The sequence below is a fragment of the Amycolatopsis nivea genome, from assembly GCF_004522235.1.
GTDB classification, from domain to species: domain Bacteria; phylum Actinomycetota; class Actinomycetes; order Mycobacteriales; family Pseudonocardiaceae; genus Amycolatopsis; species Amycolatopsis nivea.
In genome coordinates, this window is record NZ_SDLT01000017.1 from 23,219 (window position 1) to 38,106 (window position 14,888).

The following is a 14,888-nucleotide window of genomic DNA, read 5'->3' on the forward strand; positions in this document are numbered from 1 at the left end:
TACCGTTTCCCCCGACGTAGCCGGCCGGAGGAACGGGAGCCCGCATGGGGTCAGCTGGCCGCGGTCTCGTCCTCGTCGTGGAGGACGAGACCGCGATCGCCGAGCTCGCCGCGCTGTACCTGCGGCGCGACGGGTTCGGGGTGGAGGTCGAGCCGGACGGCGCGAAGGCGCTCGACGCGATCCGCCGGTTGCGGCCGGTCGCGGTGGTGCTCGACATTGGACTGTCCGGAATGGACGGCATCGAGATCTGCCGGGCGCTGCGCGCGGCGGGCGACTGGACGCCGGTGCTGTTCGTGACCGCCCGCGACGACGAGCTGGATCGCTTGCTGGGCCTCGAAATCGGCGCGGACGACTATCTCACCAAACCGTTCAGCCCTCGCGAACTCGCCGCCCGCGTGCGGACTGTGCTGCGCCGCGCGTCCGGAGGTCCGGCCACGACACTGGCTTGCGGCGGCGTGCGCATCGACGTTCCCGGCCGTCGCGCTTGGGCAGGCGAGGCGGAGGTCACGCTCACCTCCACGGAGTTCGATCTGCTCGCTTACCTGCTGCGCCATCCCGGCCAGGTGTTGTCGCGCGATCAGCTGCTCAGCGCGGTCTGGGGCTACGCCGCGGCGGCCGGGACCCGCACGGTCGACGTGCATGTCGCGCAGCTGCGGGCAAAACTCGGCGAGGACAGTCCGATTCGGACAGTCCGGGGCATCGGCTACGCGGCGGACGCCGGATGAAAACCACGCTCGCGCTCCGGATCACCGTGGTATGCTTGGCGGCCGCCGGGATCGCGGTGCTCGTGGCCGGGCTGGTCGCGTCCCGGCTGGTCCGCAGCACCGCCGATTCGGTGCTGCAGCAGTCGTTGCGGGATCAGGCCGACGTCGTCGCCGGGCAGCTCGACGGCACCAGCATCGGCAACCGGCTCGCGATCGGCAAAGTGGCCGCGGTCGTGCGGGGGCAGGGCATCGAGGTCGTCGTGCACCGGGTCAGCGGCCAGAATTCCGGGCAGGCGACGGCGGTGCGCGCGGCGGAACGGGCCGGGCTCACGTCCGGAAAGGACCGTTCGACGCGGGTCACGATCGGCAGTGTCGACTACCTCGTGGAGGTGCGCCCGGTCGGCCCGGAAGTCGCGTTCGCGCTTGTGCAGCCGGTGCGCAGTGCCGAATCCACGCAACATGCGTTGCTGCGCAACATCCTTCTGGCATTGGGCATCGGGCTTTTGGTCGCCGCCATCGCCGGATACGTCTCCGGTCGCTTGCTCGGCCGCCCCCTGCGCCGCGCGGCCGCCGCCGCGGGCAGCCTCAGCGCGGGCCGGCGCGACGTCCGGGTTCCGGTCGAAGGCCCAGCGGAGGTCGCGCAGGTCGCGGGCTCGCTGAACGAACTCGCCGACGCGCTGGCCCGCAGCGAATCCCGGCAACGGGAGTTCCTATTGTCGGTGTCGCACGAACTTCGCACCCCGTTGACCGCGGTGACCGGTTTCGCCGAGGCGATCGCCGACGGAGTCGCGGAAGGCCCGGACGCCCGCCGCGCCGGCGAGACGATCCACCGCGAGGCCCAACGCCTGGAACGGCTCGTGTCCGACCTGCTGGAACTCGCCCGCCTCGGGGCCGACGAATTCCAGCTCGACCTGGACGTTTTCGACTTCGCCGCGCTGGTCCGGGACTGCGCGGAGGTGTGGCGGCTGCGGTGCGCGCGCTCGGACGTCCCGCTGACCGTGCAGACGCCCCCGGGAGCCGCGATGGTCACCGCCGACGCCCGGCGGCTGCACCAGGTCGTGGACGGGCTGGCGGAGAACGCCCTGCGCGTCACGCCCGCGGGTGCGCCGATGGTGTTCGCCCTGGCGGTCGCGGACGGCCACGCCCACCTGTCGGTCCGCGACGGCGGGCCGGGGCTGGCGCCGGAGGACTACCCGGTGGCTTTCGAGCGCGGCGTGCTCAATGCGCGGTACCGCGACAGCCGCCCGGTCGGATCCGGCATCGGGCTCGCGCTGGCGCACGGGCTGGTGACGCGGATGGGCGGGACGCTCACGGCCGGACCGGCGCCCGAAGGCGGGGCCGCATTTACGATCACGCTGCCATTGGCCTAGTTCACGCACGCGCTGGCAGGGTCATCTTCGGCTGCGCAGCCGTTCACCATCACACTGCCGCTGGCCTAATTCACGCACCAGCAGGCCGTCGTCACCCCCGGGACCCGGCGTTCACCATCACCCTGCCGTTGGCCTAATTCACACACCCGCTGGCCGCCGTCATCTTCGGCTGCGCCGGGGTGCCCGCCGGAGGGGTCGGCGTCGTGGTCTCCGCGATCGGCCGCACCACCCCGCCGCTCGACGACGGGTGGACGGTGCCCGGGTCGGACGTGCCTCCGGATGCCGCGGCGTCGGGCGAGCTGATCTGCGTCTGCACGAATTGCCGCACCTGCGCCGGATCCACCTTCACCGCGTCGCCGTCGGACGGGGTGGCCAGCGACAGGCTCTGCACCGGGATCGTGCCGAAGGAGATCGCGCCCGAGCTGAGGCCGTGCAGTTGCTGGGCGAAGCTCAGCAGGTTCCAGCCGTGGTCGAGCGTGACCGAACCTTCCAAAGCGTCCACCAGGGACGAAAGCCGCGCCGGATCGGCGAAGGTGCCGGAGCCGAGGACGGTTTTCGCCATCGCCGACATGAACGCCTGCTGCCGCGCGATCCGGTCCAGGTCGCCGTTGGGCAGTCCGTGCCGCTGCCGGACGAAGGCGAGCGCTTGCGTACCGGAAATGGTCTGCGTCCCGGCGGGGAAATCCGCGCCGGAGAAGGAATCGTGCACCGGGGCCTTCAGGCACACCTGCACCCCGCCGACCGCCTGGCTCAGCGCGGCGAACCCGGAGAGGTTGACCGCCGCGTAATGATTGATGGTGAGCCCGGTGAGTTTCTGCACCGCGGCGATCGCCGATTTCGCCCCGGCGGCGTCCGCGGCGACTTCCAGTTCCGGGCCGCTCATTCCTTGCTGCGCAAGCTTTCCCCGCTGATCGGCCCGCGCGCGGCTGTACGCCGAATTGATCTTGTGCTTGCCGTACCCTGGAATGTCCACATAGGAATCACGGGGGATCGAGATCGCGGTGGCCGCCGCGCCGCCGACCGGGACGTGCACCACGATCATCGTGTCGGTGGTGTTGCCGCCGTCGTCTCCCCCGCCCGCGTGCAGCGCGTCGAGCACGTTCTGCGGCAGCGGCGTCCCGTCCGGTTTGGTGCGGGAATCGAGACCTACCAACAGAATGTTCTGCGCGACGGTGAGCGGTTCCCCGGCCGGGGTGTCCGGGACCTGCGCGGACGGGGCGATGACGTCCGCGGTGACGAGGCTGGTGTCCAGCCGGTGCAGTTGCGACCACGCGAATCCGGTGGCGCCCAGCACCAGGGTGGACACCACCCCCAGCACCGCACGGCCGCCGATCCGGCGGCCCCGGGACGTGATCAGCACGGCCGGTTCCTCGCTTCCCGGGGGACGGATTTCGACCCCCGCGTTCGAGGATCACCGCGTTAGCTGGGAATAGCCTGAGAAACCTGTCGCGAACATGTGATGCTGCCCGTTCGGCGGAGCGCGCGGCGACAGCCGGTATCCCTTCGGGCACCGGGAGTTCAGCGCGGCATGCGCCGCCACACCGCACGCGGCACGAACCGCATCGCGGCGAACACCAAGCGCAACATGCCGGGCACCCACACGACTTCCCGGCGGCGGCGCAAGGCGGCGACAGTCGCGTCGGCCACCTGATCGGCGGTGCTGGAGAACGGCGCGGGAGACATTCCTTCGGTCATCCGGCCGATCACGAAGCCCGGGCGCACGAGGAGCAGGTGGACGCCGGTGCCGTGCAGCGCGTCGGACAGTCCCGAGGCGAACCCGTCGAGGCCCGCTTTCGCCGAGCCGTACACGTAGTTCGCCCGCCGCACGCGAATCCCGGCGACCGACGAGAAGACGACCAGATTTCCGGAACCCTGAGTGCGCAACAGTTCCGCCGTGTGAGTGAGTACGGACACCTGTGCGACGTAATCGGTGTGCACGATCGCGGTGGCGTGCGCGGCGTCGGTCTCGGCGCGGGCTTGGTCGCCGAGGATGCCGAACGCCAGCACGACCGTCTCGAGCGGTCCGTGCTCCTTGATGACGCGCTCGAGCAGCGGACGGTGCGCGGAGAGGTCGTCGGCGTCGAAGTCCTCGGTCGCGACAGTCTCCGCGCCCGCTTCGCGCAGGGCGGCGGTCTGCTCGCTGAGGTCCGCGCCCGGTCGCGCGGCCAGCACGAACCGCTTCGCTCCCCCGCGCGCCAGCCGGACGGCCACCGCCGTCCCGATCTCGCTGCGTCCGCCTAGTACCAGCACCGTTCCGCTCACGGTGGGTGAGTCTGCCAGCCCGCTCCCCGGGCAGCACGAGGTGCCCTGATTCACAAACTGCAACTTTGCAGACTCTGCAAGATCTGGCTACGCTGATCAAGTGCCCTCCCCCGGACTTCGCGAGCGCAAGAAGCTCGAAACCCATCGCACGATCGCTCTCGCGGCGCTTCGGCTGATCGACGAGCGTGGTCTGGACCAGGTCACCGTCGACGACATCGCCGCCGAGGCGGGCGTGTCCGCGCGCACGTTCTTCAACTACTTCCCGGTCAAGGAAGACGCCGTGCTGCTCGCGTACGCCGACCACGCGGAGCGGGCAGAGCAGACGATCGCCCGGTTCCTCGCGCAGCCGGACGGGATCGACGCGTTTCCCGCGTTCGTCGCGACCGTCCGGGAAGACCTCGCCGACATCGAGCGGGACCGCGACGAGTGGCTGACCCGGCTGCGGATCATCCACTGCGACCCGTCGCTGCTCATCCGCGCGACGACGCTCAACTCCGGCTCGCGCGATCCGATGATCGCGGCCATCGCCCAGCGCTCCGGCACCGACGCGGAGAAGGACCTGTTCCCGTCGCTGCTGCTGGCCGTGGCGGGCGGAGTGCTCAACACCTCGCTCAGCCGGTGGGCCGCCCGCGACGGCGCCCAGCCGCTGCTCGAGATCTTCGACGAGGCCGCCGCCGCCGCTGCCGCCGGCCTGCCCGACCCGCGCTGACCCCTCCCGAGTCCGGAAAGGACTGTCCATGTCCCTGTCCACCGCGGAATCTCCCGCGCCTTCCCCGGCGATGAGCCACCGGCAAGTGCTGCAGGCGATGTCCGGCCTGATGATGGGCATTTTCGTCGCCATCCTCGCGTCCACTGTGGTCGCGAACGCGCTGCCGCGGATCGTGTCCGAGCTGGGCGGCAGCCAGTCGTCCTACACCTGGGTCGTCACCACCGAACTGCTCGCGATGACCGCGACCGTCCCGCTGTGGGGCAAGCTTTCCGACCTGTACAACAAGAAACTGCTGATCCAGCTCTCGCTCGGGCTGTTCGTGGTCGGCTCGCTGGTGGCCGGGTTCGCGCAGAACATCGACGTGCTGATCCTCAGCCGGATCGCCCAGGGCATCGGCGGCGGCGGGCTCACCGCGCTCGCCCAGGTGATCATGGCGGCCATCGTTTCGCCGCGCGAGCTGGGCAAGTTCTCCGGCGTCTTCGGCGCGGTCTTCGCGGTCGGCACGGTCGCCGGACCGCTGATCGGCGGCGTGCTCGTGGACACCTCGTGGCTCGGCTGGCGCTGGTGCTTCTTCCTCGGCGTGCCGTTCGCGCTCGCCGCGATCCTGTTGCTGCAGCGCACCCTGGACCTGCCGACCCTGCGCCGCGAGGTGCACGTCGACTACCTCGGCGCGTTCCTGATCATGCTCGGCGTTTCGACGCTGCTGGTGTGGTCGTCGCTGGCCGGCTCGACCTTCGCATGGGGCTCCTGGCAGACCGCGGTGCTCGTGCCCGCCGGCGTGCTCGTGCTGGTGCTCGCGGTGTGGGTCGAGTCGAAGGTGCGCGAACCGGTCGTGCCGCTGAAGCTGTTCCGCAACCGCACGGTCACCCTCGCCACCGTCGCGAGCTTCCTGGTCGGCGTCGCGATGTTCGGCGGCACCGTGTTCCTGTCGCAGTATTTCCAGCTGGCGCTCGGCAAATCGCCGACGGTGGCCGGGCTGATGAGCCTGCCGATGATCTTCGGCCTGCTGGTTTCGTCCACGGTGTCCGGCCAGCTGATCAGCCGCACCGGCAAGTGGAAGCCGTTCCTGCTGCTCGGCTCGGTGCTGATGGCGGCCGGGCTGGGCCTGCTCGGGCTGATCGACGCGCACACCTCGCTGGTGGAGCTGAGCCTGTTCATGCTGGTGCTCGGCGTCGGCGTGGGCATGCTCAACCAGAACCTGGTGCTGGTGACGCAGAACGACGTGCCCGCCGCCGACCTCGGCGCGGCGACCTCGACGCTGTCGTTCTTCCGCAGCCTCGGCGGGTCGATCGGCGTGAGCGCGCTCGGCGCGGTGCTGGCCAGCCGGGTCGGCACGCTCATCGCCGACGGGCTCGGGCCCGCCGCGTCCGCCGGGTCCGGCAGCGGCGGGAAGGTGCCCGACCTGGCGCAGCTGCCCGCCCCGGTCGTGACCGTGATCCGGGAGGCCTACGGGGTCGCGACCAGCGACCTGTTCCTGATCAGCGCGCCGATCGCGCTGCTCGTGGTGGTCGCGGTCGCGTTCCTGAAGCACCTGCCGCTCAAGACGAAGAGCGGGCTGGAACGGCTGGCGGACGAGGCCGCCTGAGCTACCGTTGCCCGGGTGACCAGCGACGAGGAGTTCGGCGCCCTGATCGAACGGCACCGGCGCGAGATCCGCGTGCACTGCTACCGGATGAGCGGTTCGTTCGAGGAGGCCGAGGACCTCACGCAGGAGGCGTTTCTCCGGGCCTGGAAAGGCCGCTCCGGCTTCGCCGGGCGGGCGAGCGTGCGGACGTGGCTGTACCGGATCGCCACGAACGTCTGCCTCGACGCGCTCGCCCGGCGGCCGCGGCGGGTGCTGCCGGACGAACTGGGCCCGGCGGCCGACCCGGCGGGCGAGATCTCCGCGCTGGACGTGCCGTGGCTGAGCCCGTTCCCCGATCTGCTGCTCGACCCCGCGGCGCCGGACGACACCGGCGCCGCGGTCGTCGAACGCGAAACCATCGAACTGGCGTTCCTCGCCACCATCCAGTTGCTCCCGCCGCGGCAGCGGGCCGCGCTGATCCTGCGCGACGTGCTCGATTGGTCCGCAAAGGACACTGCCGACCTGCTGGGCACTTCGGTGGCCTCGGCGAACAGCGCGCTGCAACGGGGCCGGGAGACGTTGCGCGCCAAGCTCCCCGCCCGGCGCGCCGAGTGGTCCGCTCCGGACAGCACGACCGCCGAGGAAACGGCGCTGCTGCGGAAGTTCATCGCCGCCTACGAATCGGCGGACGTGCAGGCGGTGGCCGCGGTGCTGAGCGAGGACGCGCGTGCGGCGATGCCGCCGTACTCGTTGTGGTTCGACAGTCGCGATCGGATTCTCGGCGCGCTCGGACCGAGTTTCGATCCGCGCTCGCCGTACTACCGGGGCAGTTTCCGGATGGCGCCGGTGCGCGCGAACCGGCAGCCCGCGGTCGCGACTTATCTGCGCCGGCCCGGCGAATCGGTTTATCGCGCTTTCGGCGTCAGCGTCCTCACCGTGCGAAACGGACTGGTCACGGCGGTGGCCGCGTTCGAAACGGCGGCATTGGCACCTTACGGACTCGCCGAAACGTTCGACGAATAAAAAAAACGCCCGGGCGGCGACCGCAAGTGCTGCGATCGCCGCCCGGGCGCAACCACCGAGTTCCGGGCTTTGCGGCCGGTCGTGGTGGGGGAAACTGCTGGCGCCCTCGCCGCCGGGAAATGGTCACCGGCTCGCGGTCAGGCGACTCGATGCCGTGCGGCGGCGGAGCCGGTTCGCACCAGCTTCCGGCGCTCCAGCTCGGTAGTTCCCCCGAAGATCCCGTTGCCGAGACCGTTGTCGAGAGCATAGGAAAGGCATTCCGCGCGGACCGGGCATCGCGCGCAGACCGCCTTGGCCTTCGCGACCTGCTGCGCCCCCGGACCCATGTCGGAAATCGGGAAGAACAGTTCCGGGTCCTCGTCCTGGCACGCCGCGCGGGCGAGCCAGCTGGTGGCCGTGAGTTCCATTGTTGCTTTTCACCTCCTGTCCTCATTGTCGAACCGTGGTCAACCGACTTCTCCGCGCGCACGGGCACGCCATGCCTTCGGAGGGTGTTCGGTGGGCTTTTCGGCCGAACCGCCCCGGGCCGCGAAGGACCCGGCGGACGACCGGCTTTCCAAGTTACCACCGATCACCGCCCGCGCGCGAAATTTCGATTCAGCTCACATCGCGGACGCGGTTGGCGGCGGACGTGCTACGGCCCCCGCGCCGGGCGCTCTCCGGGTCCGGAGAGTCCGGGTTTTCCTTTTCCGCGCACCGTTTCCCCCTTCCGCCGCGTCCGAGGCCGGCCTGCCCGTCCGACCCAGGTACCCGCCCGTCCCGGGGTTAACCACATTTCCGTGACCGGATCGTTACATCCCACGGGCGCGCCACCGCACCTGTTCGACAAGTGCGGGATCGGGAGGGGGTGCGCGTGGCGGGGTTCGACGGCTTCTTCCGGGGCGAATTCCCTCGCCTCGTGGCGTTCCTGTGCGCGGGCGGGCTCGGCCCGGCCACCGCGCGCGAGGTGGCGGTGGAGGCGTTCGTCCAGGAAACCGGGACGTGGCCGCCGCCGCCGGGCGACCCGCGCGTCGCGGTGCGGCTGACCGCCGTCCGGCTCGCCGCCGAGCAGACGTGGTTCGACGGCGGCGCGCCGTCCGCCGACCCGCCGGGCGACCGGCTGACCTCGGTCGTGGAGCGGAACGCGCGCGGGGTCGAACTGCTTTCGACGCTGCCGGAAACCCAGCGCACGGTGCTGACCTGGTCGCTCAACGGGTTTTCGCCCGCCGCGATCGCCTCCGCGCTCGGCATGGCGGGCACCACAGTCCGCTCGAATCTGCGGCACGCGCGAGAACGGCTGAAGCACCGGCTCGGCCTGGCCGGGCGCGAGGAGGCGCTGATGACCGAGCTGCGCGAAGCCGAAGCCGCACTGGTCAACGCGCTGCGCTCGGCGCTCGACGTCGAAGAAGCGTTGACCCGGGTGAAAACCGAGGCGACCGCCTTGGCCGCGCCGCGCGTCCCGGCCGGCCGGTTCGGCTTCGACGGCCCGGTGCGCGCGGCGGTCGAGGGCGATCCGGACGCGGCGCAGGACCTGCTCGCCGCGGTGCAGCCGCTGATCGTGCGCTACTGCCGGGCCCGGCTCGGCGGCGCCGACGCATATTCCTCCGCGGACGACGTGGCGCAGGAAGTCTGTCTCGCGTTGCTGACCGCGCTGCCCGGCTACCGGCATCAGGGGCGGCCGTTTCTCGCTTTCGTTTACGGGATCGCGCAGCACAAAGTGGCGGACGCGCACCGGGCGCACGCGCGCAACCGGACCGACACGGTGGCCGAGATGCCGGAGGCGGTCGATCTGGCCGACGGACCGGAGGAACGGGCGCTGCGCGCGGAGCTGAACCGGCAGCTGGCTCGGCTGCTGCAGCTGCTGCCGGAGCGACAGCGGGAGATTGTGTTGCTGCGCATAGTAGTCGGGCTCTCTGCCGACGAAGCGGCCGAAGCGGTCGACTCCACCCCGGGCGCGGTACGGGTGGCGCAACACCGCGCGCTGCTGCGGCTCCGCTCAGCTCTCGAACGACGCCGCTGACCCGATCCGCGCCACCACGAACTCCGCCAGCGCCGCCACCGGGCCCTCGCTGCCGTCGCGCGACAGCAGGATGAAATCGACGTCGCCCGGATCCGGCAGGCCGAGTTCGGCGGGCAATTCGACCAGGTCGGACGGCACCAGGCTCCGCGCGTGCACGGTGATCCCGAGCCCGGCGGCCGCCGCCGCGCGCAAGCCGGTCAGGCTCGAGGTCTGGCAGGCCGCCCGCCATTCCAGTCCGGCGCGCTCCAGCGTTTCCACCGCCAGCTGCCGGGTGACCGACGGCATCGGGTACTGCACGAGCGGCACCGGATGGCCGGGCGTGAGGTCCGTCGCCGCCGAGCCGATCCACACCAGGGGTTCGCGGCGCAGCAGCCGTCCCGGGCCGGGCGCGCCTGGGCGGCGTTTGCCGAGCACCAGGTCGAGGCGGCCGTCGGCGATCCGGCGGGCGAGCACATCGGACAGTTCCACGTGCAGTTCCACGTCCACCAGCGGATGGCTTTCCCGCAGCCGCCGCAGGATGTCCGGCAGCTCGCCGAGCGCGAAGTCCTCCGACACCCCGAACCGGACCCGGCCGCGCACCTGCGCGCCGCGGAAATGCCGGGCCGCGCGGTCCTCGGTGTCCACAATGGTCTGCGCGAAGCCGAGCATCGCCTGCCCGCGCGCGGTCAGGTCGACCGCGTGCGTGTCCCGGGCGAACAGCAATCCGCCCGCCTCGGACTCGAGCCGCCGGATGTGCTGGCTGATTGTGGGCTGCCCCACACCGAGCCGCCTCGCCGCCGCCGTGAAGCTGCGAGTTTCCGCCACGGCAAGGAAAGAACGGCACAACCGCGGATCCAGCATGCGTCACATCTTATCGGATTTCACAATGACAGTCAGTACGGTCATCGGGGTTCCGAATGACCGTCGGCGACGGGAGAATGACCGGGAAAGGAGATCCACCGTGCTCGCTTCGTTCGCCCGCCCCGTCTCGGCTTTGCTCGCCAAGCTGCGGATCGACCCGTTCATCGCCCTGATCCTCGTCACCGTGGGCATCGCCTCGCTGCTGCCCGCCTCCGGCGCGGTCGCGACCGGATTCGGCGTGGTGACGAAAATCGCGGTCGGTCTGCTCTTCTTCCTTTACGGCGCAAGGCTTTCCAGTCAGGAAGCGGTCGAGGGGATGCGACACTGGCGGTTGCACGTCACGGTACTCTGCGCCACTTTCGTGCTGTTTCCGTTGCTGGGGCTCGCCGCGTCGTTCCTCTCCCCCGGCCTGCTGACCTCGCCGCTGTACACCGGCGTGCTGTTCCTCTGCCTGCTGCCCTCGACCGTCCAGTCGTCGATCGCGTTCACCTCGATCGCGAAGGGCAACGTCGCGGCGGCGATCTGCAGCGCGTCGCTGTCCAATCTGCTCGGCATCGTGCTGACGCCGCTGCTCGTCGCGCTGCTGCTGGCCACCGACGGCCCGGGCGTGAGCGGTTCGGCGGTGCTGGACATCGTGCTGCAGCTCCTGGTGCCGTTCGTCGCCGGGCAGCTGGCGCGCCGCTGGATCGGCGGGTGGGTGCAGCGGCATTCCGCGCCGCTCAAGATCGTCGACCGCGGTTCGATCCTGCTGGTGGTCTACACCGCGTTCAGCGAGGGGATGACCGAGGGCATCTGGCACCAGCTGGACGTCGGCCCGCTGCTGGCGCTGGTCGCGGTCTGCTGCGTGCTGCTGGCGGCGGTGCTCGCCGCGACGAGCGGCGGCGCGCGGCTGCTCGGGTTCGCCCGCGCGGACCGGATCACGATCATGTTCTGCGGTTCGAAGAAGAGCCTGGCGAGCGGCCTGCCGATGGCGACGGTGCTGTTCGGGCACGCCGAGGTCGGGCTGATCGTGCTGCCGCTGATGCTGTTCCACCAGATTCAGCTGATCGTGTGCGCGGCGATGGCGCGCCGGTACGCCCGGCAGGAGGCCGCGCAGGAGCCGGGGGAACTGGCGGCGGTCGGCTGACGTTGACCGGGCGCCTCCGGGCCCGCCAGGATCGGTTCCCATGCGGGAACTGGTGTACGTCTCCGAGGCCAAGCTCAGCCAGTTCGAGAGCCAGGGGCTGGACAAGCACCTGGCCCGGGCGTCGGAGGTCGCCGGGAAGGTCCCGGGCGTCGAGCTTCGCGTGAACCTGTCCGGCCGGGCCGCCCATCCGGGGCTCGACCGGGCGGTCCGGAAGATCAGGACCTCCGCGCGGTGGTACACCGACGACGAGCTGGTCCCCGGGCAATGGGTGCAGTTCGAGGCGCGGCTGAACTACCGCGTCGTGCACGGAGGAAGCCACGCCGGACAGTCCGCCGCACTGCTCTTCTGGGAGCCCGCGAACGGCGACGAGCCCCGGCTGCTCCTGCACGGTTCGCCGGAGCATCTGGTCGGCACGCGCACGCCCCCGCCCGCCGAAACGATCGGGCTGCCGATCTCGCACAGCGGCGGGATGGCGGATTTCCTCGACGAGCTGACCGGGAAGTCCTTCTCGCAGGCGCTGCACTTCCTGCTCGGGGACCTGGACCGCCGTACGCCGCCCGAGCTGGCGGGCTGGATGGCGGGGTACGCGCGCCTGACGGCCGATCTGGCCGTCACGAACACCCCGGCCCATTTCACCCGAGAGGAACGCACTCAGCCGACCCGCGTGGTGCTGGCCAGTCCGCTGTATGTCGAGTACACGAGCGCGCCGGAGCCGGGCTGACGGGAAATCCGGTGGAGCCGCGCCCGCGTCCGCGGCTACTGTCGCCCGACCAGTGTCGGCTAGGCGAGGACGTGCCGTTGTACATCGCGTGAGGCATCCCAAGCTCTGATCCCGTCGCGCGCCGCGTTCGAGCGTCGCGCTTCTTCGTGCTGCGGAATTCTCACTGGAATCGGTGTACTCCTGTGCTCTATCACTGGACAGTCCTGCCCACTTGCCTGCCGCTCGTCCGGCGGCGCTGCCATACGTGCTCGTCCGGGCTTTTCCGGGCGGACGGCAAGTTCCGGGTCAACGCCAACCACAAACTCGTCGACGCCTGGCTCCTCGTGCTCTGCACCGGTTGTGGGGAAACGGCGAAACTCACCGTGTTCGAACGGGCGAAGGTGCGCTCGGTCCGGCCGGATCTGCTGGACCGCTTGCACCACAACGATCCCGGCCTCGCCGCCGAACTCCTCCAGGACCCGGTCCTGCGACGGCGCAACCGCGTCGCGCTCGACTGGGAGGGTGCCTGGCGGCTCGACACCGGTGGTCCGGACCACTTGGACCAGGACGCGATCGACGTCTCGGTCGGCTTCGCGGCCCGGATCCCGGTCCGCCCGGTACGGCTCATCGCCGAGGGCTGCCGTCTGCCCCGGGCTGAGGTCGAGCGGTTGCTCGCCGAGGGGAAGGTCGTGTCGGGAGTCCGGCTGAGCGGCAAGCTCTCCGGCGACTTCGCCTTCACGCTCAAGTACTGACCGCCGTGCGGGGAACCCTGATTCTCGCGGGTTCCCCGCCCGGAAGGTCGGCGACGTCCGTCCACAACGGACACCGCAAGTCCACCCGCGATTTCCGCTCGCATGAGCGCGAACCGCGAACGCGGGCACCAGCCAGTGCCTGAACGGGCAATCCGCAGCGGTCCCACACCTCCAGGTGCCCTTCGCGGCTGATCGCCGAGGCGATGTCTGTTCACAGAGGACCGCGCAAGTCCACTCGCGATTCCCGCTCGCATGAGCGCGAACGGCGAACCAGGGCAACGGCGGTGCCTGAACGGGCAATCGCGCGTAACCAGGTCCCGCGGAAGACGTTGCCGCTGCCCGCGCCCCCCGGGTGGAGGAGCCCCTTGCCCCGCCGTCCGCGCACTGGTGTTCAGAAGGGAACAACGCGGCGACAACCCGTAGACCGGCGCTTACCGTAAGTCCGCAGTCTCCCCGTGCTCTGTCGTATCGGCCGAACGAAGGGCATCCGCGGCGACATCGGCGGTCTGGCATGCCAGCCCGTCATATCCGGAGAACCCGACCAGAGGAGAAAGCATGGCTTCGCAGGACGGCGCCCGCGTCGACACCAGCGTCATGCGCAAGGGCGCGCAGACGATCAGCGACACCGGGCAGAACATCACCGGGGTGAACCAGAAGGTCGACGGCACCATGCAGACGCTGTTCGGCACCTGGCGGTCGGACTCGGCGAACGTGTTCAACCAGGCGATGGGCCAGTTCGACCAGACGGTCCGCAAGATCGTGCAGAAGCTGGACGAGCTCGCGCAGAACGTGCAGACCTCGGCGAGCGAGTACGACAGCCGGGACTCGGACAACACCTCCACCGCCCACAACGCCGCGACGGTCATCGGCGGCGGCGGTCTGCAGGGCTTCTGATCCCCTTCCCTCCCACGAAAGGACATTCCCATGGCTTTGGGCCAGTTCCAGATCAGTTTCGCCACCATGCAGGACACCGTCGGGCAGGCGAAGCAGCAGTCCAACCAGATCACCGAGCTGCTGGACCAGATGAAGGCCGTCATCGAGGGCCAGCGCGAAAACTGGACCGGTGTCGCGGCGGACATGTTCCACGAGACCTACAACTACTGCCACCAGGCGGCGCTCACGCTGCCGCAGGCGCTCGACGCCGCCGCGCAGACCCTCGGCCAGATCAACGAGGGCACCTCCAACACCGAGGGCAACAACGCCAAGCGGTTCGCCGCCAACTGACGCCGCCCGCCTCGCCGCAACCGACCAGAAAGGAGGGTGAACGGCCATGGTCGCGCCAGGTGACACGAACTACGGGATGAACAACGATTCGCACACCCATCAGAAGACCTCGGACGACGGGAAGTTCCACAGTCCGGGCGACCAGACCCCGCCGGACGTGAAGAACGAGTGGATCCCGCCGGGCGACGTCGGCAAGCCGCCGCCGGTGCCGGGCGGTTCCGAGCATCCGGGCAGGGGCGTCACCGCGGTCAACACCGAGGCGATGCGCACGTTCGCGAAGAACATGCAGGCGCTCGCGGACGGGCCGCTGAAGGACCTGCCGGCGAAACTCGACGGCATCCAGCTCAAGCCCGGCGTGTTCCTGACGGCGCAGAGCAAGATCTTCACGCCGATCCAGGGCACGAACGCGCTGCGGGACACCACCCGCACGGCGATCCACGACCTCTGCAAGGCGCTCGACGAGGTCGCGGACGCGGTGAACAAGGCCTCGAAGGCGTACGACAACGCCGACGAGGTCAACAAGATGTCCGCCGACGACTACAACCAGTACTTCAACACCGTCAGCGGGCACATCACCGGCGCCGGTCAGAAACCCTGACCGGACGGGCGGCGGTC

At 70.2% G+C, this 14,888-nt stretch carries 16 protein-coding genes and 1 pseudogene; 13 read left to right on the forward strand and 4 right to left on the reverse strand.

The window, feature by feature from the left end; genetic code table 11:
* Positions 1-44 precede the first annotated feature (44 nt).
* Together EIZ44_RS20930 and EIZ44_RS20935 are read left to right on the forward strand one after the other, a co-directional pair.
* Entirely contained in the window at positions 45-725 is a 681-nt protein-coding gene (locus EIZ44_RS20930) for a winged helix-turn-helix domain-containing protein (protein WP_134730620.1), read from the forward strand.
* A complete protein-coding gene (locus EIZ44_RS20935) occupies positions 722-2,074 on the forward strand; it encodes a sensor histidine kinase (RefSeq protein ID WP_134730622.1) in 1,353 nt (450 codons plus the stop codon). The genes EIZ44_RS20930 and EIZ44_RS20935 overlap by 4 nt, the downstream gene beginning before the upstream one ends.
* 133 nt (positions 2,075-2,207) lie before the next feature.
* Here the strand turns inward: EIZ44_RS20935 and EIZ44_RS20940 are convergent, their stop codons facing one another.
* Complete coding sequence (locus EIZ44_RS20940) at positions 2,208-3,434, reverse strand: LCP family protein (RefSeq protein WP_037812591.1); 1,227 nt, start codon at positions 3,432-3,434, stop codon at positions 2,208-2,210.
* A gap of 158 nt (positions 3,435-3,592) precedes the next feature.
* A complete protein-coding gene (gene dprE2 / locus EIZ44_RS20945; protein ID WP_037812593.1) occupies positions 3,593-4,336 on the reverse strand; it encodes a decaprenylphospho-beta-D-erythro-pentofuranosid-2-ulose 2-reductase in 744 nt (247 codons plus the stop codon).
* Positions 4,337-4,436: 100 nt separating this feature from the next.
* Between dprE2 and EIZ44_RS20950 the strand changes: the two genes are divergently transcribed.
* From EIZ44_RS20950 to EIZ44_RS20960, 3 genes are all read left to right on the forward strand, one after another.
* The gene (locus EIZ44_RS20950; protein WP_037812595.1) at positions 4,437-5,045 is read left to right on the forward strand and encodes a TetR family transcriptional regulator; all 609 of its coding nucleotides are present in this window, start codon (positions 4,437-4,439) and stop codon (positions 5,043-5,045) included.
* A gap of 70 nt (positions 5,046-5,115) precedes the next feature.
* Entirely contained in the window at positions 5,116-6,630 is a 1,515-nt protein-coding gene (locus EIZ44_RS20955; protein WP_205670139.1) for an MDR family MFS transporter, read from the forward strand.
* A 15-nt stretch (positions 6,631-6,645) separates the two neighbouring features.
* Positions 6,646-7,632 (forward strand): RNA polymerase subunit sigma-70, encoded by a 987-nt coding sequence (locus EIZ44_RS20960; protein WP_134730624.1) that lies wholly within the window; start codon positions 6,646-6,648, stop codon positions 7,630-7,632.
* Between the two features lie 137 nt (positions 7,633-7,769).
* Here the strand turns inward: EIZ44_RS20960 and EIZ44_RS20965 are convergent, their stop codons facing one another.
* Positions 7,770-8,039, reverse strand: a complete 270-nt coding sequence (locus EIZ44_RS20965; RefSeq protein WP_037812602.1) for a WhiB family transcriptional regulator — start codon at positions 8,037-8,039, stop codon at positions 7,770-7,772.
* A gap of 704 nt (positions 8,040-8,743) precedes the next feature.
* On the opposite strand from EIZ44_RS20965, the pseudogene EIZ44_RS45955 reads away from it, so the two are divergent.
* Positions 8,744-8,899, forward strand: a pseudogene (locus EIZ44_RS45955) (sigma factor-like helix-turn-helix DNA-binding protein); the annotation flags it as partial.
* A 51-nt stretch (positions 8,900-8,950) separates the two neighbouring features.
* Positions 8,951-9,631 (forward strand): RNA polymerase sigma factor ShbA, encoded by a 681-nt coding sequence (shbA, locus tag EIZ44_RS45590; protein ID WP_240691368.1) that lies wholly within the window; start codon positions 8,951-8,953, stop codon positions 9,629-9,631.
* On the opposite strand, the gene EIZ44_RS20975 is transcribed toward shbA, so the two are convergent.
* Positions 9,608-10,471: a LysR substrate-binding domain-containing protein gene (locus EIZ44_RS20975; RefSeq protein WP_037812605.1), complete on the reverse strand. Its 864-nt coding sequence runs from the start codon at positions 10,469-10,471 to the stop codon at positions 9,608-9,610. The two genes, shbA and EIZ44_RS20975, sit on opposite strands and share 24 nt — an antisense overlap.
* A gap of 100 nt (positions 10,472-10,571) precedes the next feature.
* Here EIZ44_RS20975 and EIZ44_RS20980 point away from each other — a divergent pair, with 100 nt between their 5' ends.
* From EIZ44_RS20980 to EIZ44_RS21005, 6 genes are all read left to right on the forward strand, one after another.
* Positions 10,572-11,597, forward strand: coding sequence for a bile acid:sodium symporter family protein (locus EIZ44_RS20980; RefSeq protein ID WP_199817628.1), 1,026 nt, complete (start codon positions 10,572-10,574; stop codon positions 11,595-11,597).
* 40 nt (positions 11,598-11,637) lie between these two features.
* The gene (locus tag EIZ44_RS20985; protein WP_051728916.1) at positions 11,638-12,318 is read left to right on the forward strand and encodes an SAVMC3_10250 family protein; all 681 of its coding nucleotides are present in this window, start codon (positions 11,638-11,640) and stop codon (positions 12,316-12,318) included.
* Between the two features lie 182 nt (positions 12,319-12,500).
* Positions 12,501-13,049 (forward strand): DUF1062 domain-containing protein, encoded by a 549-nt coding sequence (locus tag EIZ44_RS20990; RefSeq protein WP_037812607.1) that lies wholly within the window; start codon positions 12,501-12,503, stop codon positions 13,047-13,049.
* A gap of 555 nt (positions 13,050-13,604) precedes the next feature.
* Positions 13,605-13,943 carry a WXG100 family type VII secretion target gene (locus tag EIZ44_RS20995; protein WP_037812610.1) on the forward strand — a complete coding sequence of 113 codons (339 nt, stop codon included), beginning with the start codon at positions 13,605-13,607 and terminating at the stop codon, positions 13,941-13,943.
* Positions 13,944-13,973: 30 nt separating this feature from the next.
* Positions 13,974-14,273 carry a WXG100 family type VII secretion target gene (locus EIZ44_RS21000; protein WP_037812613.1) on the forward strand — a complete coding sequence of 100 codons (300 nt, stop codon included), beginning with the start codon at positions 13,974-13,976 and terminating at the stop codon, positions 14,271-14,273.
* Between the two features lie 46 nt (positions 14,274-14,319).
* Positions 14,320-14,871 (forward strand): WXG100 family type VII secretion target, encoded by a 552-nt coding sequence (locus EIZ44_RS21005; RefSeq protein ID WP_037812616.1) that lies wholly within the window; start codon positions 14,320-14,322, stop codon positions 14,869-14,871.
* Positions 14,872-14,888 lie beyond the last annotated feature (17 nt).